Raw genomic sequence first — 20,976 nt, 5'->3', positions numbered from 1 at the left:
CGGGCGCCAAGTTTCCCGCGCGGCAGAACCATAGGATTCCTCGGGTGGTCAAGCTCTCCGTCATCGTGACGTTCTACAACGTGCAGCAATTCGTGCCCGACGCCCTGCGGTGCCTGCGCGCGAACAACCGTCCGGAATACGAGTTCCTGCTGATGGACGACGGGTCCTCGGACCGGACACCGCAGCTGCTCGAAGAAGGAGTGCGGACCCTGCCCGGCGCGCGTGTCGTCCGGCGCGACCACGGCGGGGTGTCCGCCCTGCGCAACGCCGGGATCGACGCGTCCCGCGGCACGTACCTGACCTTCATGGACGGCGACGACTGGATGGCCCCGGGCTACCTGGACCAGCTGGTGCGCGCGATGGAGGAGCTGGACGTCGACTTCCTGCGCACCGACCACGTCAAGTGCACGGGCGCCAACCGGGAGATCGTGCGGGCCCCGCACGGCCGCCGCGGCGCGGTGCTCGCGCCGCGCGACTGCATCCTGCCGGCCGAGCGGCCCTCGCTCGTCGACTACCCCAACCTGCCCTTCGGCGCCTACCACCGGCGCACCGTGGACCGCGGGCTGCTGCGCATGCCCGAGGAACTGCGCACCGCCGAGGACCGCCTGTGGGCGTGGCGGATGCACCTGAACGCCGGGTCCGTGGGCGTCGCGAGCCTGCTCGGGATGCATTACCGCCGTGACGTGAGCACTTCCCTCACGCGTATCGGCGACGAACGCCAACTCGATTTCGTACGCTCCTGCGAACTCGTCTTCGACATGCTCGCGAAGGACCCGGAAGGCGAGCGCTTCCTGCCGAAAGCAATCCGGCAGTTCTGTGCCCTCGTCATATTCCACCTGGACCAGATGGACCGCTTCGAGCCGGCCGTTGCCCGCCGCCTCAAGTCGGTCAGCGCCGCCGCTCTCGGCCGCCTCCCGGCCGACACCCTGAACTCCGTGCTGGACGCCATGGACATCGAACGCAGCACGAAGATCCGCCGGCTGCGCTGGCGTTCCGGCGGCGGGTCCGGCACCGGCAACGGAACGGCGGCGGCGTGATGGCCACCACCCAGCTGCTCATGGCGTCCACCCTCTACGGGGCCGCGACGCTCGCCGCCGCCCTCGACTCCGGCGTCCTCCCGCCCGCCGACCGCCGCATCCTCGTGGTCAGCAACAACGCCTCCGTGCCCGAGACCCACCCCGGCCTCGACGAGGCGCCCGGCTTCGAAGCGCTGCGCTCCCGCTTCGACCGGCTGGTCTCCTGGAACGCCCTCATCAGCCCGCTGCACCCGGGCGGCTGGAGCCCGCGCGTCAACGAGGTCCCGATGTGGGAGCGGCACGTGCGCATGCTGTGGGACCTCGGCGACGACGACGTCGAGCTGGTCGTCGAGTCCATCCAGGTGCCGCCGTCACTCGCCCTGGCGCAGGTCTTCACCGGTGCGCCCATCACCGTCTACGCCGACGGCCTCATGTCGTACGGCCCGACGCGCAACAAGCTCGGCCTGCTCGTCGACACCCGTATCGACCGGCTGCTGCACCTCGACCTCGTGCCCGGCCTGCGGCCGCTGCTGCTCAACGAGTTCGGCGTCGAGCCGCAGATCGTGCCGAGCGCGGAATTCACCAAGGTCCTCCAGGAGGTCGCCGGGGCCTGCGCCGGCGCCGACCGCCTCGCGGACCTCCCGCAGGACGCCGCGCTGCTGCTCGGCCAGTACCTGTCCGCCCTCGGCATCCTCAGCGCCGCCGAGGAGGAGGAGCTGCACCTGGCGATGGTGCGCGGCGCCGCCGCGCTCGGCCACCGGGACATCGTCTTCAAGCCGCACCCCACCGCGCCCGCGCACTGGACCGGGCCGCTGGCCGCCGAGGCCGAACGCCTCGGCTGCCGGCTGACGGTGCTCAACACGCCCGTCCTCGCCGAGGTCGTCTACCAGCGGGCCCGCCCCGCGCTCGTCGCCGGCTGCTTCTCCACCGCGCTGCTCACCGCGTCCGCGCTCTACGGCATCCCCGTCGCACGCACCGGCACGGAACTGCTGCTCGAACGGCTCTCGCCGTACCAGAACAGCAACCGCGTGCCCGTCACGATCGTCCACGCGCTCCTGCCGGACCTCGCCGACCCGGCGGCGGTCCGGTCCTGGACCCCGCCCACCCCGGAGGACGTCGCCGCCGGCCTCACCCCGCTGCTGCGCACGGTCGGCTTCTGCATGCAGGCCGCCGCGTACCCGCACCTGCGGGAGGAGGCCACCGCCTGGCTCGCCGCGCACCTCACGAAGCGGACGTGGCCCTACTTCAAACGCCGCCGCCTGACCTCGCTGGGCCTGCCGGGGGGCGTCCCGGCCAAGCTCTCGTTCGTGCCCCGCAACCGCGTCGTCCGCCGCGTCGCCCGCCGGGCCCGCGCCCTGCGCGGGAAGGCGCGTTCCTGACGGCCGCGCCCGCCCCGCCGGGTACTCCGGGGGCGCGGCTCGCCACGCCCCCGAAAACGCCCACCGCCCCGCGCGGCGGCGGGCTCAGAACGCGTCGGACGGCACGTACGTCCCCCACACCGCGCGGAGCGCGTCGCACACCTCGCCCACCGTCGCTCGGGCGCGCAGCGCGTCCCGCATGGGATAGAGGACGTTCTCCGTCCCGCCCGCCGCCTTCCGGAGCGCGGCCAGCGCCGCGTCGACGGCCCCCTGGTCGCGCTCCGCGCGCAGTGCGGCGAGCCGCGCGGCCTGCTGCGCCTCGATCGCCGGGTCGACGCGCAGCGGCTCGTACGGCTCCTCCTCGTCCAGCTTGAAGCGGTTGACGCCGACGACGACGCGTTCGCCCGCGTCCGTCTCCAGGGCGATGCGGTAGGCGTTGCGCTCGATCTCGGACTTCTGGAAGCCGTGCTCGATCGCGGCGACCGCGCCGCCGAGGTCCTCGACGCGGGCCATGAGGTCGAGGGCAGCGGCCTCGACGTCGTCGGTGAGCTTCTCGACGACGTAGGACCCGGCGAAGGGGTCGACGGTCGCGGTGACGTCCGTCTCGTACGCGAGCACCTGCTGCGTGCGCAGCGCCAGGCGCGCGGACTTGTCGGTGGGCAGCGCGATGGCCTCGTCGAAGGAGTTGGTGTGCAGCGACTGCGTGCCGCCGAGCACCGCGGCGAGGCCCTGGACGGCGACCCGTACGAGATTGACCTCGGGCTGCTGCGCGGTGAGCTGGACACCCGCGGTCTGCGTGTGGAAGCGCAGCATCAGCGACTTGGGGTTCTTCGCCCCGAACTCCTCGCGCATCACACGGGCCCAGATCCGCCGGGCGGCGCGGAATTTCGCGACCTCCTCCAGGATCGTGGTGCGCGAGACGAAGAAGAAGGACAGCCGCGGCGCGAAGTCGTCGACGTCCATCCCGGCGGCGATGGCGGTGCGCACGTACTCGATGCCGTCGGCGAGCGTGAAGGCGATCTCCTGCGCGGGCGAGGCGCCGGCCTCGGCCATGTGGTAGCCGGAGATCGAGATGGTGTTCCACTTCGGGATCTCGGCCTTGCAGTACGCGAAGATGTCGGCGATGAGCCGCAGCGACGGCTTGGGCGGGAAGATGTACGTCCCGCGCGCGATGTACTCCTTGAGCACGTCGTTCTGGATGGTGCCGGTCAGCTTGTCGGCCGGGACCCCCTGCTCCTCGCCGACGAGCTGGTAGAGCAGCAGCAGGAGCGCGGCGGGGGCGTTGATGGTCATCGACGTGGACACCTTGTCCAGCGGGATGCCGTCGAAGAGCACCCGCATGTCGTCGAGGGAGTCGATCGCGACGCCGACCTTGCCGACCTCGCCGTGCGCGAGCGGCGCGTCGGAGTCGTGGCCCATCTGGGTGGGGAGGTCGAAGGCCACGGACAGGCCCATGGTGCCGTTGGCGATGAGCTGCTTGTAGCGCGCGTTGGACTCCGACGCGGTGCCGAAGCCGGCGTACTGCCGCATCGTCCAGGGGCGCCCGGTGTACATCGAGGGGTAGACCCCGCGGGTGTACGGGTAGCCGCCCGGCTCGCCCAGCCGCTCGGCCGGGTCCCAGCCGGCCAGCGCCTCCGGGCCGTAGACGGGTTCGATCGGCAGGCCGCTCTCCGACTCGCGCGTCATGCTGCACGCCTCCGCTTGCTCAGTGGCCGGATAACCAGGGGGTGGACGGACGGGGGTGGGGTGGGGGTTCAGGGGCCGGGGCGAACCGGCGAAGTTACCGACACGGACTGTAGTGGCGGCTCCGCACAGGGCGCAGCGCCGCGAGCTGGGACCTTCCTCACAGTACGGAGTCCGCGGCCCGCGGCGGTGGAACCGTGCGCCCGGGAAACGTGTCTATGCGGGCACAACGGCTGATCAAGGGGATAAGCAGCGATGTCGACAGGTACAGACAGAGGCAGAGGCGGCAGAAGACGGCGTGTGACGGTGCCGGTGGCGGCGGCCGGGGCGGCAATCGCCGCCCTGCTGCTCGGCGCGTGCGGCCCGGACGGCAGCGACGCGGACGGGAAGCCCTCGGCGACGGCCACAACGTCGCAGGCGGACCCGGCGACCACCACGGCGGCGCCCGCCACCACCGAGCCCGCGACACCGGCCACCACGGCCGCACCCACGACCACCGCCCCGAAGCCGTCCGACACGCCCGCCACGAAGGCCCCCGCGACGCCGGCCGCCCTGATGGCGTCGGGCCAGACCAGCGCGAAGGTCCGCGAGCTCCAGGCCCGGCTGGGCCAGCTGCACTTCTTCTCCCGCAACCCCACGGGCTACTACGGCACCGTGACCGAGCACGCGGTCAGCGACTTCCAGGAGCGGCACGGCCTGTCCGGCAGCGGCAGCAGCGTCACCACGGCGACGTGGTCGAAGCTCACCTCGCTGACGCACACCCCGACGCACAAGGAGCTGTACCCGCCGGCCCCCGCCAAGCCCGCGCAGAAGCTGGACGCCCGCTGCATGACCGGCCGCGCGCTGTGCGTCAGCAAGACCACGCGCACGCTGTCGTGGGTCGTCGACGGCAAGGTGCAGGCCACCATGGACGTGCGCTTCGGGTCGCAGTACACGCCGACCCGCGAGGGCCTCTTCCACGTGAACTCCAAGAGCCGCGACCACGTCTCGACGATCTACCACACGTCGATGCCGTACGCGATGTTCTTCAGCGGCGGCCAGGCCGTGCACTACTCCTCGGACTTCGCGGCGCGCGGCTACGCGGGTGCCTCCCACGGCTGCGTGAACGTCCGGGACAAGGCCGCGATCGCCAAGCTCTTCGACGAGGTCGAAATCGGCGACAAGGTCGTCGTCTACTGGTGACGCGGGGCGCGGGCGCTGAGGAGCGCGGCCGGGCAGGGGGAATGCGCCCAGCCGCGCTCCGTGTCAGACCCCGGTACGGGGAGAACCGGGGTCATCGGGGCCGATGACCAGTCGGCCTTACTCCCTACAGCGCACGGGCCGTCAGAAGTGTCACCTGCCCGGCGGGCGGGACGGGGAGCGGTGCCCGGGACGGGTGGTGCGGGAGCCCGCGCTGCCGGGCGGGCGTCCGGCGCGGTCCCCCTGGTCGGGACGCTCGACGGCGTACGGCTCCCCGGCGGCGTAGCCCGCCGCGGTGTCCGGGCCGTAGTCCGGAGCGCCGTACAAACCGTACGTACTGTACAAACCGGGTGAACCGGTGCGCTCGCCCCAGGAGTTCCAGCCGTCCCCGCCCGCCGCACCGTCCCTGCCGCCCTGGTCCTGCCCTTGGTCGCCGCCGTTGCCGCCGTTGCTGCTGCCGCCGTTGCCGCTGCCGCTGCCGCCCTGGCCGCTGCCGCGCGAACGCGTGTCCCGGCCCGTGCGGGAGCCGGTGCGGCACTGGTCGGCGGCGCCGCGGCAGCGGCGGACGGTGCGGTCGGCGCCGGGGTGGCCGCGCTGCGGGGTGCCGGTCGCACGCGGGGCCGGGGAGCGGGTGGCCGGAGCCGCGGGCCAGGAGCCCTGCCTGCCGCCGTCGGGCGACACGGCCGCGGGCGGACGGGTCTCCAGCGGGCTGGTGCCCGCGCCGCCGGGGGTGAGCGAGCGGGCCGCGGCGGCCATGCCGACGACGACCCCGCCGAGCGCGAGCGCCGAGACGACCGCGGCCGCCATCACGCGGGGCCGCCGCACCGCGAACGCGGCCCGCAGCGCGGCCAGCCGCCCGGCGCGCGGGGCCTCGGTGGCGGCCCGCCCGGCGACGGCGCTGCGGAAGGCGGCGAGCGCGGCGGCCTCCCGGGCCGGGTCCAGCGCGGGGCCGACCTCGCGCGCGGCGCTCAGCAGCCGCACCAGGCGGTCGGCGGGGACGGTGGGCGGCGCGGTCGCGGTGCCGCCGTCGAGCAGTCTCTCGGCGGTGCGGGCGTCGGGCCAGGTCTGTCCGCGGGCGGCCGGCGGGCGTCGTTCGGGGCGCGGGACGGGATAGAGCGCCGCGCGGTGCTCGTACCGGGCCCGGTAAGGGTGACGGGCCGGGTGGGGCAGGTCCGTGGATGCGGTGTCACGTCGTCGCGCGTTGTCGCTCATCCCACTCCCTCACAGCGCCTTGGACGCGGAAAACGTCACATCCGCGTCCTGCCGGTCCGCCGGCCGCCGCCCGGGGGCGCCGCGCCGGCCGTCCTCGCCGTCGCTCCCGTCGTCCTCGCCCCCCTCGCCGTCCCGGTAGCCCTCTCCGCCCTTCCCGTCGGTGTACTCCAGGATCTCGGCGAGCCGCCGCAGCCCGCGGTGAGTCGCCATTCTCACCGATCCGGCGCGTTTCCCGAGCACTCTTGCCGCACTGGTTGAATCGAGTCCCATCACCACCCGCAGCAGCACGGCTTCCGCCTGCTCGCGCGGCAGCGCCGCTATGGCCGCGAGCGCCCGGTCGGTCGCGACCGCGTCCAGCGCCTCGCCGGCCGTGTCCGACCCGTCCGGCATCTGCACCAGGTCGTCCACACCGCCGCCCGCGACCGGCCGGCGGCTGCGCGCGCGGATGTGGTCCAGCGCGCGGTTGCGCGCGATCCGCGCCGCCCAGCCGCGGATCGATCCGCTGCCGCCCCGGTAGTTGGGCAGGTCGCGGGCTATCTGGAGCCACGCCTCGGACGCGACGTCCTCGGCGTCGCCCGGACCGACCAGGCTGCGCACGTAGTTGAGCAACTGCGGCTGCACAGCGCGGTAGACGGTACGGAACGCCCCTTCGTCGCCCTGCTGCGCCGCACTGACCGCGGCTTCCAGAGACTCCGGCAGTTCCACGTCCGGCCCCACCCCCTCGAACACACGGCCAATCCTGCCTCATAAGGGCCTGTGACACTTTTGGTCTGGGATACGCCGTACAAGTCGGCGGCCGGGGACGCTCCTGTGGGGGGAGGCGGCCCCCGGCCGCCGTCACTCGTACCACCCGCCCGGGTGTGCGGTGCGCACCGGGCGCGCGCCACTGAGGAGCCCGCCGCCATGCATGTGGACCGCCTCCCCGACGGCCTCCCCCCGGGGCGGCTGGTGGCCGGGTCCACTCCCGGGCTGTGGATGAGTCACGAACCCGTCGTCGCACCCGCCCGCTTATGGGCATCATGCCACCGCCAGCACCGCCGTACAGGCTGGTACCCGGTGCTCATGGCGTGGCCGTGCGGGCACGGCAACGGCCACGGGCCGGAGGAGGTCGGCACCGTCGACGTCGCCGAGTCGCTGCGCGACTCCTGGCACTCCTACGAGCTGAGCCGGGCGGCGCGTCCCGTGCCGGGGCCCGCGCGCGGCAGGCCGCCGGCCGGACCGCGGGCGAGCGCGGAGCCGGGCACCGGGCTGCGGGTGCCGTTCGGGGCGTGGCCGGGGCTCGCGGCGGCGTCCGGGCCCCACCCGGGGCCGTCGCCGGACGCGGTGGCGCGGGTCGCGGTCGGGCAGATGCTGCACTACTTCACGACACGCTTCGTGGCGTACGTCGCGCTCGTCCGGGTGGAGCGCAGCGCCGACATCCCCGCCGCGGTGGGCTGGGAGGCCGACGCGCCCGCGCTGGAGCTGTCCGCGCTGCTGCGCACGTGGGAGGAACGCTTCGGCGCGCGCGTCATCGGTTTCGAGGGCGCCTCGCTCTTCGTGTCGGTGGCCTCGCCGCCGCTCGCGTCCCGGCACGCCGCGCACGTCGCGCTGGAGCACGTCCTGACGGGGGCGACCAATCTCAACGACGGCGCCTTCCCCTTCGCCGAGTACGCGGAGGCGCTGCGGGGCGAGCGGCTGTGGTCGTTCTGGTGGGACTGACGCGGGGCGCCCCCGGGCCCCCCGTGCGGCGTACGCGTCAACCACAGATGACAGGAGGGGCCCGTACGGGTGAAGTTCGGATAGCTGCCTGCCGTGTTCGAAGAGGCCCTGCCTAAAGTGGTCTCCTGCCGTAGGGCCCGTCCCGTTCACTCTTCTGGAGCCCCGCTGCCGTCCAGCGACCCCGTCTCCCAGGCCGTCACGCACGCCGTGCCCGCCCCGCACGCCGCGCACACCGCGGCGCCGACGCCGACGCCGCTGTCCCGTTTCAACGGGGCTCCGGTCGCCGCCGCGGAGGCCGCCCTGCTGGCGTGCTGCGGCAGCCACCGGTGGGCGCGCCGGCTCGCCGCCCACCGCCCGTACCCGACCGTCGAAGCCCTGCTGGCGGCCGCGGAGGAAGCGGCGTACGACCTGACCCCGGGCGATCTCGCCGAGGCCCTGGCCGCCGAGCGGCCCGCCCCGCTCGCCGACCGCGGGGGCCTGAGCGTGCACACCGCGCTGCGCGCCGCGCACGCCCACTACGAGGCGAAATTCGGCCACGCCTTCATCCTCGCCCTCGACGAGAGCGCCGCCGCCGACCCGGCCGCCGCGCTCGACCAGACACTCGCGAGCCTGCGGGTCCGTCTCGGGCACGACGCGGACGAGGAGTCCGTGGTCACCGCGGAGCAGCTGCGCGGTCTCTGCCGGGCGCGGCTGCTGCGCGCGTTCGAACCCGCGCGTTCACCCGACCGTGCGGGATCGCTCACACCTGGCCCACCCCGCCGTACCGAGGCCGGATCACGTCGCTACGATGGCCGGGGCCGGTGGACCGTACCCGGCCGGGCGTGACCGACACACTGGCCGGCACCCCCTCGCCCCGCTCCTGGAGGGTTTTTTCCGTGCCGGCAGGAACGCTGTACCGCGGCCGGGAAGGAATGTGGTCCTGGGTGGCTCACCGAGTCACCGGTGTCCTCATTTTCTTCTTCCTGTTCGTCCACGTCCTCGACACCGCGCTCGTCCGCGTATCGCCCGAGGACTACGACAAGGTCGTCTCGACCTACAAGACCCCGATCGTCAGCCTGCTGGAGTACGGCCTGGTGGCCGCGATCCTCTTCCACGCGCTGAACGGTCTGCGGATCATCGCGGTCGACTACTGGACCCAGGGCCCGCGGTACCAGAAGCAGATGCTGTGGACGGTGGTCGGCGTGTGGATCCTGCTGATGCTCGGCGCGATCTACCCCGTCCTCGGTCACGCCGCACGAGTCCTGTGGGGGAACTGAGCCATGTCCGCTGACATCTCCGACGCCGTCGAACTGACCGGCTCCAGCGTCGCCCCGTACAGCCCCGCCAACCCCGCGCCGGTCATCGAGCCGCCGCGGGCGCGCACCAAGCGCACCCCGCGCGCCACCCGCACCAACTTCGAGCTGTACGGCTGGCTCTTCATGCGGCTGTCCGGCGTGGTGCTCGTCGTGCTGGTGATCGGCCACCTGCTGATCCAGCTCGTCCTGGACGGCGGCGTGCAGAAGGTCGGCTTCGCTTTCGTCGCCGGCCGCTGGTCCTCGCCGTTCTGGCAGTTCTGGGACCTCGCCATGCTGTGGCTGGCCATGCTGCACGGCGGCAACGGTCTGCGGACCGTCATCAACGACTACGCCGAGCAGGCCAACACCCGCGTCTGGCTCAAGACGCTGCTGTACACCGCGGTGGTCTTCACCATCGCGCTCGGCTCGCTGGTGATCTTCACCTTCGACCCGAACATCCGCTGAGCCAGGGCTGGGACAGGGAAAGCGACCCCAATGCAGATCCACAAGTACGACACCGTCATCGTCGGAGCGGGCGGCGCCGGCATGCGCGCCGCGATCGAGGCCACCAAGCGCTCGCGCACCGCCGTCCTGACCAAGCTCTACCCCACGCGCTCCCACACCGGCGCCGCCCAGGGCGGCATGGCCGCGGCCCTCGCGAACGTCGAGGAGGACAACTGGGAGTGGCACACCTTCGACACGATCAAGGGCGGTGACTACCTGGTCGACCAGGACGCCGCCGAGATCCTGGCGAAGGAGGCCATCGACGCGGTCCTCGACCTGGAGAAGATGGGCCTCCCGTTCAACCGGACGCCCGAGGGCCGGATCGACCAGCGGCGTTTCGGCGGCCACACCCGCAACCACGGCGAGGCCGCGGTCCGCCGGGCGTGCTACGCCGCCGACCGCACCGGTCACATGATCCTCCAGACGCTGTACCAGAACTGCGTCAAGGAGGGCGTGGAGTTCTTCAACGAGTTCTACGTCCTCGACCAGCTCCTCACCGAGGTCGACGGCGTCAAGCGGTCCGCCGGCGTGGTGGCCTACGAGCTGGCGACCGGCGAGATCCACGTCTTCCAGGCGAAGGCCGTCATCTACGCCTCCGGCGGCACCGGCAAGTTCTTCAAGGTGACCTCCAACGCGCACACCCTCACCGGTGACGGCCAGGCCGCCGTCTTCCGGCGCGGTCTGCCGCTGGAGGACATGGAGTTCTTCCAGTTCCACCCCACGGGCATCTGGCGCATGGGCATCCTGCTCACGGAGGGCGCCCGCGGCGAGGGCGGCATCCTGCGCAACAAGGACGGCGAGCGCTTCATGGAGAAGTACGCGCCCGTCATGAAGGACCTCGCCTCGCGCGACGTCGTCTCCCGTGCGATCTACACCGAGATCCGCGAGGGCCGCGGCTGCGGCCCCGAGGGCGACCACGTCTACCTCGACCTCACGCACCTGCCGCCGGAGCAGCTGGACGCCAAGCTGCCGGACATCACCGAATTCGCGCGCACGTACCTGGGCATCGAGCCGTACACCGACCCGATCCCGATCCAGCCCACCGCGCACTACGCCATGGGCGGCATCCCCACCAACGTGCAGGGCGAGGTGCTGGCCGACAACACCACGGTGGTGCCGGGCCTGTACGCGGCCGGCGAGGTGGCGTGCGTGTCCGTGCACGGGGCGAACCGGCTGGGCACCAACTCGCTGCTGGACATCAACGTCTTCGGCCGCCGCTCCGGCATCGCCGCCGCGGAGTACGCGCACGCCAACGACTACGTGCCGCTGCCGGACAACCCGGCCGAGCAGGTCGTGGAGCTCATCGAGCGGCTGCGCGCCTCCACCGGCAGCGAGCGGGTCTCCGACCTGCGGCGCGAGCTGCAGGAGTGCATGGACGCCAACGTGATGGTCTTCCGCACCGAGCAGACCATCAAGACCGCGGTCGAGAAGATCGGCGAGCTGCGCGAGCGCTACCGCAACGTCTCCGTCCAGGACAAGGGCCGTCGCTTCAACACCGACCTGCTGGAAGCCGTCGAGCTGGGCAACCTGCTGGACCTCGCCGAGGTCATGGCGGTCTCCGCGCTGGCCCGCAAGGAATCCCGCGGCGGCCACTACCGCGAGGACTTCCCCAACCGCGACGACGTCAACTTCATGCGGCACACGATGGCCTACCGCGAATTCGACTCCGCCACCGGCGCCGAGACGATCCGCCTGGACTACAAGCCGGTCGTGCAGACCCGCTACCAGCCGATGGAGCGTAAGTACTGATGAGCACCCCGAGCACCCCGACGCTCGACGGCGGGCACTCCGCGGCCCTGGACGCCGCCGAGGCCGGCGCGTCCCACCTGGTCACGATCACCCTGCGGGTGCGCCGCTTCAACCCCGAGGTGTCGGCGGACGCCGAGTGGGTCGACTACCAGATCCCGATCGACCCCAAGGAGCGCGTCCTCGACGCGCTGCACAAGGTCAAGTGGGAGATCGACGGCACCCTGACCTTCCGCCGCTCGTGCGCGCACGGCGTGTGCGGCTCCGACGCGATGCGGATCAACGGGCGCAACCGGCTCGCCTGCAAGACCCTGATCAAGGACATCAACCCCGAGAAGCCCATCACGATCGAGCCCATCAAGGGCATGACCGTGCTGAAGGACCTCGTGGTCGACATGGACCCGTTCTTCCAGGCCTACCGGGACGTCATGCCCTTCCTGGTGACCAAGGGCAACGAGCCCACCCGGGAGCGGCTGCAGTCCGCCGAGGACCGCGCCCGCTTCGACGACACCACCAAGTGCATCCTGTGCGCGGCGTGCACGTCGTCCTGCCCGGTCTTCTGGAACGACGGCCAGTACTTCGGCCCGGCCGCCATCGTCAACGCGCACCGCTTCATCTTCGACTCGCGTGACGAGGGCGGGGAGCAGCGGCTGGAGATCCTGAACGACAAGGACGGCGTCTGGCGCTGCCGCACGACCTTCAACTGCACCGACGCGTGCCCGCGCGGCATCGAGGTGACGAAGGCGATCGCCGAGGTCAAGCGGGCGCTGATCACCCGGCGGTACTGACCCCCGCTCGCCGGCCGCGCGCCTGTCCGCGCCGCCGGCACCGCGCGCTGCCCAGGGTGCGGCCCCCGGTTCCCCCGGGGGCCGCACCCTTTCGCCGTGCCCTCCGGCGCCGGTCCCCTCCACCCGCCCCGGCCTCACAGCTGGCTCAGGATCGTGGGGTCGGTGATCTCGGTGTCGCGGGCCAGCAGGAAGGCCTTGCTGAGGATGAGGCTGAGCGTGCGGTCGCCGTCGAAGGGCAGGTAGCCGGCGTCCGCGGCGCTGCCCGCACCGGGCACGATGCACAGGTAGCGGTCCTGCGGGGCGATGAGGACGTTGCCGGAACCGAGGTGGATCCGGTACGTGTGCCGGTCGCCGCGCACGTGCAGGAAGCGCCCCTCGATCGCGCACCGGCCGGCTATCGCCAGCCGCGGGACGACCCGCTCCAGGACCTCGCGGCGGCTCTGCGCCGTCCGGGACAGCTCGCCGAAGCCGTAGTCGTGCCAGTAGTCGCGGTAGCGGCCTTCCGGCCCGCCGTCCTGCCAGGCCGGGTCGTTGCCGACGCTGGCGACACCGACGAAGAGGTCGACGTCCCGCAGGACCTCGCTGAGCACGAGCGGCGGAACCTCCTCCAGCGGCAGGGCCCGGTCCTCGGGCGCGACGTCGCGGCGGCGGTCGGGGGCGTAGCCGCCACCTCCGGCGTGCGCCCGGTTGCGGGGGGCGCCGATGCGGTGGAAGCGGACCTGGTCGGTGGTCAGGTGGAGGTAGCTGCCGGGGCCGGTGACGCCGTGGAGATCCGCCCCCTCGATCCAGAACTCCGCGCGCAGCCCCCATGCGGGCAGCTCGCGCTCGGCGGGCGGGTACTCGTCGTCCACCGCCAGCCGCAGCTTGCTGCTCCACCCGCGGGTGGCGGCGAGCGACTGGAACTGGTGCTGTCGCAGGACGTGCCCGGCGAAGCGATTGGAGTACGTGGCCGTGCGGCGCTCGGCGTCGGTGAGCAGATACACCTCGCGGTGGGCCTGCTTGAACGGCTGGGTGATCCCGTGCCGCTCCAGCCACTCCCGCCAGGCCATGACCTCGGCGACCTCGCGGCCCACCGGGTGCCACAGCTCGACGGTGCCGCCCCCCTGCGGCAGGGGCGCGTCGGCGAGGGTGCGCAGCTCGCCGTCGGCGAATCCGCAGGCCAGGCCGTCGACCGTCCACAGCAGGCGGCGCGCGAGCGTTCCCACCAGCGGATGGTCGAGGACGCGTTCGCGCCAGGCCGCGTACGCCCACCGGCGACGGGCCAGGAACTGCCGGTCCAGCCGCTCGGACTGGGCGCCGAGCATGCGCTCGACGTCCCTGGCCGCGGCCTTGAGCTCGGCGACCTCCTCCGGGTGCTCGCGCCGGACCGCCGCCGGAACTCCCCTGACCTGCTTGCCTGCCGCGTTGCGCCACGTCAGGACGGCTTTCCCGGCGCGTACGGCCAGCTCGCCGTGGGCGTGCCGGAGCAGCCCGGCCTCCGTGAGCCCGTAGGCCGGCACCGCCAGCTCCTCGACCTCCTCCCGGCCGAGGCCCAGCGCTCCGGCGCGCTCCTCCAGGGCGCGGTCGATCTGCTTGAGCGTGCCGCGGAAGGTCACGCGGGCGGCGAGCCGGGCCAGCTCGCCGAGCGCCGCCTCACCCTCGCAGCTCGCCAGTGCCGTCACCCCGGCGTTGGCGAGCTTCGGGTTGCGCGGGCCGTGGCCGGGGATCTTGCGCAGGCACACGTCGACGAGGGAGCCGAGGGCGCGCGGGACCGCGGGATGCGGCGGGAGGAGCGCGAGCGTCCAGGCGAGGCCGCGCAGGGCGTTGGCGTTGTAGGGGTCGACGAGGGCGTTGGGGTCGGGGCCGTGGCCGACCTCGTCGGCGTACGGCACCGTACGGGGACGCCCGGCGAGGCCGAGCCAGGCGACCGCCCTGTCGCGCACCGCGTCCGCGCCGAGTCGCCCGACGAGGGCGCGGGCCTCCTTCTCCCAGCGGGCGGTGGGGCGCGCCGCGGTGGCGGTGGCGGCGTGCCGCAGCAGCAGCGTCCAGGGCTCGCCGAGCAGCGCGGCGGTCGCGAGCGCGTCGTCGGACCAGGCCTCGCCGGGGTTGACCGGGGGGTCGAGGAGCTTCCTCGCCACCTGGGCCAGCCCGGACCGGGCGTAGGGAACGGTCGAGGTCCTGCGCAGGGCGGCGACGGTCTGCGCGGGCACCGCGCGCCCGGCGGCGACCTCGGCCTCGACAAGCCATTCGGGGCGGTCGCCGAACCAGGTGATGGTGCTGTGCCCGGCCAGTTCGGCCAGCCGCTCGGCCCGCGCACGGGGCAGCGGGTCGACGCCGAGCCCGCGGGCGCAGGCCACGATCGCCAGCAGCAGCGTCTCCCCGGCCTCCTCGGCGGTCGGGGTCCGGCTCCCGCCGTCCCGCGCCCGGCCCCCCGCGCGTTCGCCGGGTCCCGGACCCGCGCGCAGACCGGTCTGTTCCAGGTTCTCGTAGCGCTCGCACAGCAGCGTCACCAGTTCGAGCCGCCGGGCGGGCGGCAGGCCCGCGACATCGGCGAGCATCTTGTCACCGGCGCCGTTCTCCAGGACGGCCTTGCCGGCGAAGGCGGGCACCAGCCGGTCGGCCAGCCGGACCATGTCGCCCTCGGCGACCAGCCCGCGGACCGCCACCACGTGGTCCCCCGCGACGGCCATCAGCCACCCACCAGCGGCACGAGCTTGAGGAAGACCACCTCGGCGGCCCCGGACGAGAGGTCGACCTCCTCGTCCAGGTCCTCTATCTGGCGCCCGCCGGCGAGCAGCAGGAAGCCGTTGCGCCCGAAGGCCTCGACGGCCCGTGCGAACTGCCGCTCGGCGTCAAGGCGGCGCGGGGTGCGCAGCCGGTAGCCGTTGAGCGTGTGCTCGGCGTCGGTCGGCTGGACCAGGCCCCGGAAGAGGCCGGGCTGCCTCGCGTTGTACTCCGCCACCTCCTCGAAGACCCGGCGCCTGATCACCTCACGTGCGCTGACGCGCTCCTCCGCGAACTCCAGCCCCCAGGACCCGCGGGTCTCCCCTGATGTCGTCTCGTCGACGACGGTCACCGTTCCCATGACCGGGAGCGTAGGGGCGGGCACTGACAGCGGCCGGGAGGGCGGGGATCACCCGCGGCGTGCACCGATCACCGGAAAATCTTGCCGGAGGGGAAAAGTTTTCCACAGGGCAGGTTTTCCGGTTCGGAAAGAATGCTAGCTTGGGGTCCCAGGGAGGACGGAGAGCGCGAAGCAGGGGGGCGGACCGGTGGACGAGCAGGCGGAAGGACGCGCGGGCACGCCCGGGCGGGGAAGCGCGGCCGAGCAGGCGGCGGGGTTGCGCGAGCGCAAGAAGCAGCAGACACGGCGGGCGCTCAGCGAGGCGACGATCGCGCTGGCGGTCGAGCGGGGATGGACGAACGTGCGGATCGAGGACGTCGCCGCGGCGGTGAACGTCTCGGAGCGCACGTTCCGCAACTACTTCTCGGGCAAGGCGGAAGCGGTCGCCGCCACGCATCTGGACCGGATGGCACGCGTCGCACGGGCGGTCGGCGAACGACCGGCGGCCGAGCCGTTGTTCGAGGCGATAGGGACGGCGCTGCGGTTCGAGTTCGCCCCCGAGGACAGCGCGGCGCACCAGCGGCGGACCCCCCGGCGGCAGCACCGGGAGGCCATATGGGAGGTGCTGACGGAGCCCGCGGTACAGGCCGAGGTGATGCGCGCCGACCAGGAGGCGCAGGGCGTGCTGGCCGAGGCGATAGCGGCGCGGACGGGTACGGACGCGGTGACCGACCTCTACCCGAAGCTCGTCGCCTCCGCTGTCGGCGCCGCGATGGGCACGACGCTGTCCCACTGGCTGCGGGCCGATCCCCCGGTCCCGCTGGCCCCGTTGATGGACGAGGCACTGGAGCACCTGCGGAGGGGGCTGGGCCCGTCCGCTCCCGGACCGGGCGCCGCCCCGGCAGGGAGCTGACACCCGCGGCCTGAAGGGCCGCGGCAAGACACCACATCACCTCGTTCGACGTGTCGTGCGCGAGCGCGCGAGCCCCGTCCGGCACGTCGGCGGACAACCATGCGCCAGGAGCTGGGAGGAGTGCGTCCAGATGACCGGGAACACTACGGGCGAAGAGACCGAAAAGGGCACGACGGCCGAGGATGTCGTGATCGTGGGCGGCGGGCCGACAGGGCTCATGCTGGCCGCTGAACTGGCGCTGCTGGGTGTGCGGCCGCTGGTGCTGGAGAAGCTCGGGGAGCCCGGGCGCGAGCCGAAGGCGAACGGCCTGGTGGGCCAGGTCGTCCAGGTGATGGACCGGCGCGGGCTGGCGGAGCCGCTGACGGGCCTGCCGGGGGCACCGCTGCCCAACACGACGGGCTTCATGTTCTCCGGGATACCGCTGGATCTGAGCCTGCTGGAGCAGAGCCCCGTCTACACGGTGGCAGTGCCGCAGCAGCGGATCGCGCAGGTGCTGGAGGAACGGGCGCGCGCGCTGGGCGCCCGGATACGCACCGGCCACGAGGTGGTGGGCCTGGTCCTGCGGGAGGACGGGGTCGAGCTGGAGGTGTCGGGACCGGAGGGGACGTACGGGCTGCGGGCACGGTACGCCGTGGGGGCCGACGGCGCGCACAGCCCGATCCGCAAGCTCGCCGGGATCGGCTTCTCCGGGGTGACGTACGACCGCTCGGTGGCGCGCCATGCGCATGTGTCGGTGCCCGCGGGCTGGGCGGACGCGGCGGGGCTGCGGGTGCCGGGCGTCGGGACGGTGCCACCGTTCCTGCCGCTGCGCACCGCGCGGGGCGCCTTCACCTGGGCGCCACTGCCCGGCCGGCCGCCGCTGGTGGCCACCACCGAGTGGGAGCCGGCGGAGGACGACGGGCCGATGAGCCTGGAGGAGATGCGGGCGAGCGCGGCCCGGGTCCTCGGGGCCGAGGTGCCGTGGGCGGCGCCCGAGGGTGCGGGCCCGCACGTGCTGCGGCGGCTCAAGGGCGGCAACACGCGGGTCGCGGAAAGACTGCGCGAGGGGCGGCTCTTCCTGGCCGGGGACGCGGCCCACGTCTACGCCTCCGGTGGCGGCCCGGGCCTCAACGCCGGGCTCCAGGACGCGGTCAACCTCGGGTGGAAGCTGGCGGCGGCCCTCGCGGGCACCGCGCCCGGAGGCCTGCTGCAGAGCTACGACACCGAACGCGGCGCCGCGGCCCGCCGCACCCTGGTCTCCGCTCAGGCGCAGCACGCCCTGCACATGCCCGGCAGCGACGTGGACGCGCTGCGCCAGGTCGTCGGCGAGCTGCTGCGGGACGAGCCGGCCGTGGCGCGGGTGGCCGCGCTGATAGCCGGTTCCGACCTGCGCTACGACATGGGCGGTCCGGCGGGAGGACGGGCGGGAGACACGGCGGGCGGGCATCCGCTGCTGGGCGGCTTCGCACCCGATGCGCCGCTGGAGTTGGCGGAGAAGCCGGTGCGGCTGGCCGAACTGGCCCGGACGGGACGCCCGTTGCTGCTCGACCTGACGCAGGGTGCAGCGGCGGCGGCAGTGGCCGAGGAGTGGGCCGCGGCGGTGGACGTGGTGCGGGCTGCGGTCCGGCCGCCGGGTGCGGCACCCTTCACGGCGGCGCTGATCCGGCCGGATTCCTACGTGGCATGGGCGAGTTCGGCCGCGGAGCCCGCCCCGGAGGAGCTGGCGGAGCTGCGGGCGGCGGCGGGGCGGTGGTTCGGGGTGGCGTAGGGCGAGCGCCGGCCGCCGGGGGCGGGTGCCCGGCTGCCGCAGGCCGTTGAGGCCCGCGGGCGCGGGCGGGCGCGGGCGGGCGCGGGCGGGCGCGGGCGGGCGCGGGCGGGCGCGGGCGGGCGCGGGCGGGCGCGGTCAGGTCGTGCGGCGCGGGCGGGAGGTGGTCAGCGTGCGCAGGCCCTCCTGTCCACGGGGTGTGATGCCGACGGTGCGGGGGATGCTGCCGCGGGTGATCCAGCCGAGCGCGAAGAGCCGGTCGGTCATCGCGGTGCCGAGGGGGCCCGCGAGGTGGTGGGCCTGCTCGGTCCAGTCCACGCAGTAGCGCAGCGGCCGCCCGGTGGAGAGCAGCCGGGACGGGATCCCCCAGTCGGCGAGTTCTGCGGCGCCGGTCGCGGTGAGCCTGTAGTCGGTGCTCCTCCCCGGCGCCGAGAGCCGGTCCGCGGTGGCGCCGGGGTGGTGGAGCCCGTCGCCGCCGGTGACCCACTGCGCGTCGAGCAGCCGGCGGAAGAGGGCGACCCCGGCGCGTCCGGCGAGATGGCGGTAACAGGTGCGCGCGGAGCGCAGCGCGGCCGCGCGGGTGTGCTCGCGCAGGGAGGTGATCGGGGTGCGCGGGGCGAGGACGGCGAGGGCTTCCAGCACGCCCTCGACCCCGTCCCTGGCCAGCCGGTAGTAGCGGTTGCGCCCGTGCTGCTCGGCGGTGACGAGGTCGTGGCCGAGCAGCACGGCCAGGTGGTTGCTGATCGTCGAGGCGGCGGTGCCGGCTTCTTCGGCGAGCCGGCCGGCCGGCAGGGCGCGTCCGTCGGCCAGGGCCATGAGCACGCGCACGCGGCGCGGGTCGGCGAAGGCTGAGGCGAGCCGGGCGATGTCCGGTTCGCCCTGCGGGCCGGGGCGTTCGGAGGGCATGTCCCGATGCTAGGTGCGAAATACTTCGACCCGGCGTGAAGTGTTTCCGGTCCAGGCTTGGGGGATGGACCGTGACCGTGCCCGGTGGCCGTTGACGCTCGCGCTGTGCGGCGGCTACTTCCTCGTGCTCCTGGACGTGACGGTGGTGAACGTCGCGCTGCCGCAGATCGGCTCCGGCCTGGACGCGGACGGTGCGCGGCTGGCGTGGGTGGTGGACGCCTACGCGGTGCCGCTGGCGGCGCTGCTGCTGGCCTCGGGCGCGATCGGGGACCGCCTCGGCCACCGCCGGGTCGTGCTGCTGGGCCTTGCCGGGTTCGGGGCGGCATCGGTGCTCTGCGCGCTGGCTCCGAGCGTCGGGATCCTGGTCACGGCACGCGCCCTGCAAGGCTCCGGGGCGGCGCTGATGCTGCCCGGCACCCTCGCCCTGCTGGTGGAGGAGACCGCCGACGAGGGCGCCAGGAGCCGGCTCGTGGGCGTATGGGCAGCGATCGGCGGGACGGCGCTGCCCGCCGGTCCGGTGATCGGCGGGCTGCTGGTCCAGTCCGCCGGCTGGCGTGCCGTGTTCTGGCTCGGTGTGCCGGTGACGGCCCTCGCCGTGATCCCGGTCCTCCGGCTGTCCCGTGAGGAGGCGGGAAGGGCCCGGGCCGGGACGGTGGACCGGGCGGGAGCCGCCCTGCTGGTGGCCGGGCTGGGCTGTCTGGTGACCGCGATCATCCAGGGACCCGGCTCGCCGGGGCTCGGCGCGTTCCTCGGCGCGGCCGCCGCGGGCACGGCCGTCTGGTTCGTCACGGTGGAACGCCGTACCGAGCACCCGCTGCTCACCGTCCCGCGCGGTGCGCGGGGCACGCTGGCGGGCGCGTGCGTCGTGGCCGGGCTGATGAACCTGTGCGTGCTCGGCGGCCTGTTCCTGCTCACCCAGTTCTTCCAGGACGTGCGCGGACTCAGCCCCCTGTCGGCGGGACTGGCGACCACACCGGCGATGGTGCCGCTGCCGTTCCTCGGCGCCCCGGCCGGCCGGCTGAGCGCCCGGATCGGTGTCTGGCGCGCCGCCGCCCTCGGCCTGCTCGTCGCCGCGGGCGGGTTCGCCGGCATCGCGGCCACCGTCGGCGGGAGCGGCTACGCCGTCCTTCTCCTCTTCCTCGCCCTGTGGGGCACGGGCCTGGGGATCCTCACCCCCTCGATCGTCTCGGCCGCGCTCCTCGCCGTGCCCGGCGCGCCCGGGGTGGCGTCCGGGGCCGGCAACACCAGCAGGCAGACCGGTGGCGCGCTCGGCGTCGCGATCTTCGCCGCCGTGGCCGGACCCGCGGGCGCCGACGGCTTCCTCCCGCACTGCGCCGGGCTGTTCGCCGCGGGCGCCCTCGTCTTCGCTCTCCTCGGCGTGCTGTGCCTCGCCGTCCCGCGAGCGCCGGGGCCGGGGCCCGCGTGACGGGCCCGCCCCTTCCGCCGCTCGCCGGGGCGGGCGGCGGGGGGCGGCGGCGGTCGGCGGCGGGGGGCGCAGCACGCCGGTCTCGGTGCCCCGGTGGAGGGTGCCGTCCGGGGCGGTCGTGCCGGTCGTCCGGAGCGGGTTGGGGAGCAGGCCGAGGCCGATCGCGGAGGTGGTGCGCACCGCTCCGCCCCGCGCGCACGGGCCTCAGCGGCGGGCGCGGGAGTCGCCGAAGATGATGCGGTAGGCGATGAGCAGGACGAGCGAGCCGCCGATCGCGGCCACCCATGTCCTGCCGTCGAAGAAGTGGTGCGGCACCGGCTTGTCCCACAGCTTCGCCGACAGCCAGCCGCCCAGGAAGGCGCCGACGACCCCGATGAGGGTGGTCCCGACGAGTCCGCCCGGGTCGCGGCCCGGCAGGATGATCTTGGCGATGGCGCCCGCGAGCAGCCCCAGTACGATCCATCCGATGATGCCCATGACGGCCAC

The 20,976-nt window shown here is 73.8% G+C and carries 19 protein-coding genes; 12 read left to right on the top strand and 7 right to left on the bottom strand.

Annotation, left to right across the window (positions count from 1 at the left end; all coding sequences use genetic code 11):
* Positions 1-44: 44 nt before the first annotated feature.
* A complete protein-coding gene (locus tag ACH4SE_RS20790) occupies positions 45-1,037 on the top strand; it encodes a glycosyltransferase family 2 protein (RefSeq protein ID WP_398544866.1) in 993 nt (330 codons plus the stop codon).
* Positions 1,037-2,395 (top strand): polysialyltransferase family glycosyltransferase, encoded by a 1,359-nt coding sequence (locus tag ACH4SE_RS20785; RefSeq protein WP_398544865.1) that lies wholly within the window; start codon positions 1,037-1,039, stop codon positions 2,393-2,395. Before ACH4SE_RS20790 ends, ACH4SE_RS20785 begins: the two co-directional genes overlap by 1 nt.
* Before the next feature lie 84 nt (positions 2,396-2,479).
* On the opposite strand, the gene ACH4SE_RS20780 is transcribed toward ACH4SE_RS20785, so the two are convergent.
* The gene (locus ACH4SE_RS20780; RefSeq protein ID WP_398544864.1) at positions 2,480-4,060 is read right to left on the bottom strand and encodes a methylmalonyl-CoA mutase; all 1,581 of its coding nucleotides are present in this window, start codon (positions 4,058-4,060) and stop codon (positions 2,480-2,482) included.
* 252 nt (positions 4,061-4,312) lie between these two features.
* On the opposite strand from ACH4SE_RS20780, the gene ACH4SE_RS20775 reads away from it, so the two are divergent.
* Positions 4,313-5,239, top strand: a complete 927-nt coding sequence (locus ACH4SE_RS20775) for a L,D-transpeptidase family protein (protein ID WP_398544863.1) — start codon at positions 4,313-4,315, stop codon at positions 5,237-5,239.
* Positions 5,240-5,389: 150 nt separating this feature from the next.
* On the opposite strand, the gene ACH4SE_RS20770 is transcribed toward ACH4SE_RS20775, so the two are convergent.
* Both ACH4SE_RS20770 and ACH4SE_RS20765 read right to left on the bottom strand, forming a co-directional pair.
* Entirely contained in the window at positions 5,390-6,448 is a 1,059-nt protein-coding gene (locus ACH4SE_RS20770; RefSeq protein WP_398544862.1) for a hypothetical protein, read from the bottom strand.
* A gap of 9 nt (positions 6,449-6,457) precedes the next feature.
* A complete protein-coding gene (locus tag ACH4SE_RS20765; RefSeq protein WP_398544861.1) occupies positions 6,458-7,177 on the bottom strand; it encodes a sigma-70 family RNA polymerase sigma factor in 720 nt (239 codons plus the stop codon).
* A 333-nt stretch (positions 7,178-7,510) separates the two neighbouring features.
* On the opposite strand from ACH4SE_RS20765, the gene ACH4SE_RS20760 reads away from it, so the two are divergent.
* The 6 genes from ACH4SE_RS20760 (at position 7,511) to ACH4SE_RS20735 (ending at position 12,458) form a co-directional block, all read left to right on the top strand.
* Positions 7,511-8,146 (top strand): DUF4253 domain-containing protein, encoded by a 636-nt coding sequence (locus ACH4SE_RS20760; protein WP_398544860.1) that lies wholly within the window; start codon positions 7,511-7,513, stop codon positions 8,144-8,146.
* 207 nt (positions 8,147-8,353) lie between these two features.
* On the top strand, positions 8,354-8,971 hold the full coding sequence (locus tag ACH4SE_RS20755) for a 2-oxo-4-hydroxy-4-carboxy-5-ureidoimidazoline decarboxylase (RefSeq protein ID WP_398544859.1): 618 nt from the start codon (positions 8,354-8,356) through the stop codon (positions 8,969-8,971).
* 50 nt (positions 8,972-9,021) lie between these two features.
* Positions 9,022-9,402 (top strand): succinate dehydrogenase, cytochrome b556 subunit, encoded by a 381-nt coding sequence (sdhC, locus tag ACH4SE_RS20750; RefSeq protein ID WP_398184952.1) that lies wholly within the window; start codon positions 9,022-9,024, stop codon positions 9,400-9,402.
* A 3-nt stretch (positions 9,403-9,405) separates the two neighbouring features.
* Entirely contained in the window at positions 9,406-9,885 is a 480-nt protein-coding gene (locus ACH4SE_RS20745; protein ID WP_398544858.1) for a succinate dehydrogenase hydrophobic membrane anchor subunit, read from the top strand.
* Between the two features lie 30 nt (positions 9,886-9,915).
* On the top strand, positions 9,916-11,673 hold the full coding sequence (gene sdhA / locus ACH4SE_RS20740; RefSeq protein WP_398544857.1) for a succinate dehydrogenase flavoprotein subunit: 1,758 nt from the start codon (positions 9,916-9,918) through the stop codon (positions 11,671-11,673).
* Positions 11,673-12,458: a succinate dehydrogenase iron-sulfur subunit gene (locus tag ACH4SE_RS20735; protein ID WP_398544856.1), complete on the top strand. Its 786-nt coding sequence runs from the start codon at positions 11,673-11,675 to the stop codon at positions 12,456-12,458. The genes sdhA and ACH4SE_RS20735 overlap by 1 nt, the downstream gene beginning before the upstream one ends.
* A 134-nt stretch (positions 12,459-12,592) precedes the next feature.
* Here the strand turns inward: ACH4SE_RS20735 and ACH4SE_RS20730 are convergent, their stop codons facing one another.
* Both ACH4SE_RS20730 and ACH4SE_RS20725 read right to left on the bottom strand, forming a co-directional pair.
* Positions 12,593-15,127, bottom strand: a complete 2,535-nt coding sequence (locus ACH4SE_RS20730) for a DUF4132 domain-containing protein (protein ID WP_398544855.1) — start codon at positions 15,125-15,127, stop codon at positions 12,593-12,595.
* The gene (locus ACH4SE_RS20725) at positions 15,127-15,522 is read right to left on the bottom strand and encodes a hypothetical protein (RefSeq protein ID WP_398544854.1); all 396 of its coding nucleotides are present in this window, start codon (positions 15,520-15,522) and stop codon (positions 15,127-15,129) included. The genes ACH4SE_RS20730 and ACH4SE_RS20725 overlap by 1 nt, the downstream gene beginning before the upstream one ends.
* Positions 15,523-15,709: 187 nt before the next feature.
* On the opposite strand from ACH4SE_RS20725, the gene ACH4SE_RS20720 reads away from it, so the two are divergent.
* Positions 15,710-16,414 carry a TetR family transcriptional regulator gene (locus tag ACH4SE_RS20720; RefSeq protein ID WP_398544853.1) on the top strand — a complete coding sequence of 235 codons (705 nt, stop codon included), beginning with the start codon at positions 15,710-15,712 and terminating at the stop codon, positions 16,412-16,414.
* A 130-nt stretch (positions 16,415-16,544) separates the two neighbouring features.
* Entirely contained in the window at positions 16,545-18,161 is a 1,617-nt protein-coding gene (locus tag ACH4SE_RS20715; protein WP_398544852.1) for an FAD-dependent monooxygenase, read from the top strand.
* A gap of 135 nt (positions 18,162-18,296) precedes the next feature.
* Here ACH4SE_RS20715 and ACH4SE_RS20710 read toward each other — a convergent pair whose 3' ends face one another.
* Positions 18,297-19,064, bottom strand: coding sequence for an ArsR/SmtB family transcription factor (locus ACH4SE_RS20710; RefSeq protein ID WP_398544851.1), 768 nt, complete (start codon positions 19,062-19,064; stop codon positions 18,297-18,299).
* A 64-nt stretch (positions 19,065-19,128) separates the two neighbouring features.
* Here ACH4SE_RS20710 and ACH4SE_RS20705 point away from each other — a divergent pair, with 64 nt between their 5' ends.
* On the top strand, positions 19,129-20,490 hold the full coding sequence (locus ACH4SE_RS20705) for an MFS transporter (protein ID WP_398544850.1): 1,362 nt from the start codon (positions 19,129-19,131) through the stop codon (positions 20,488-20,490).
* Positions 20,491-20,694: 204 nt separating this feature from the next.
* Here ACH4SE_RS20705 and ACH4SE_RS20700 read toward each other — a convergent pair whose 3' ends face one another.
* Positions 20,695-20,967 carry a GlsB/YeaQ/YmgE family stress response membrane protein gene (locus ACH4SE_RS20700; protein WP_398544849.1) on the bottom strand — a complete coding sequence of 91 codons (273 nt, stop codon included), beginning with the start codon at positions 20,965-20,967 and terminating at the stop codon, positions 20,695-20,697.
* Positions 20,968-20,976 lie beyond the last annotated feature (9 nt).

Source organism: Streptomyces sp. NPDC020983 (assembly GCF_044333485.1).
Classification (GTDB): Bacteria; Actinomycetota; Actinomycetes; order Streptomycetales; family Streptomycetaceae; genus Actinacidiphila.
The sequence above is the reverse complement of the archived record's forward strand: the minus strand, read 5'-3'. Positions and strand labels throughout refer to the sequence as shown.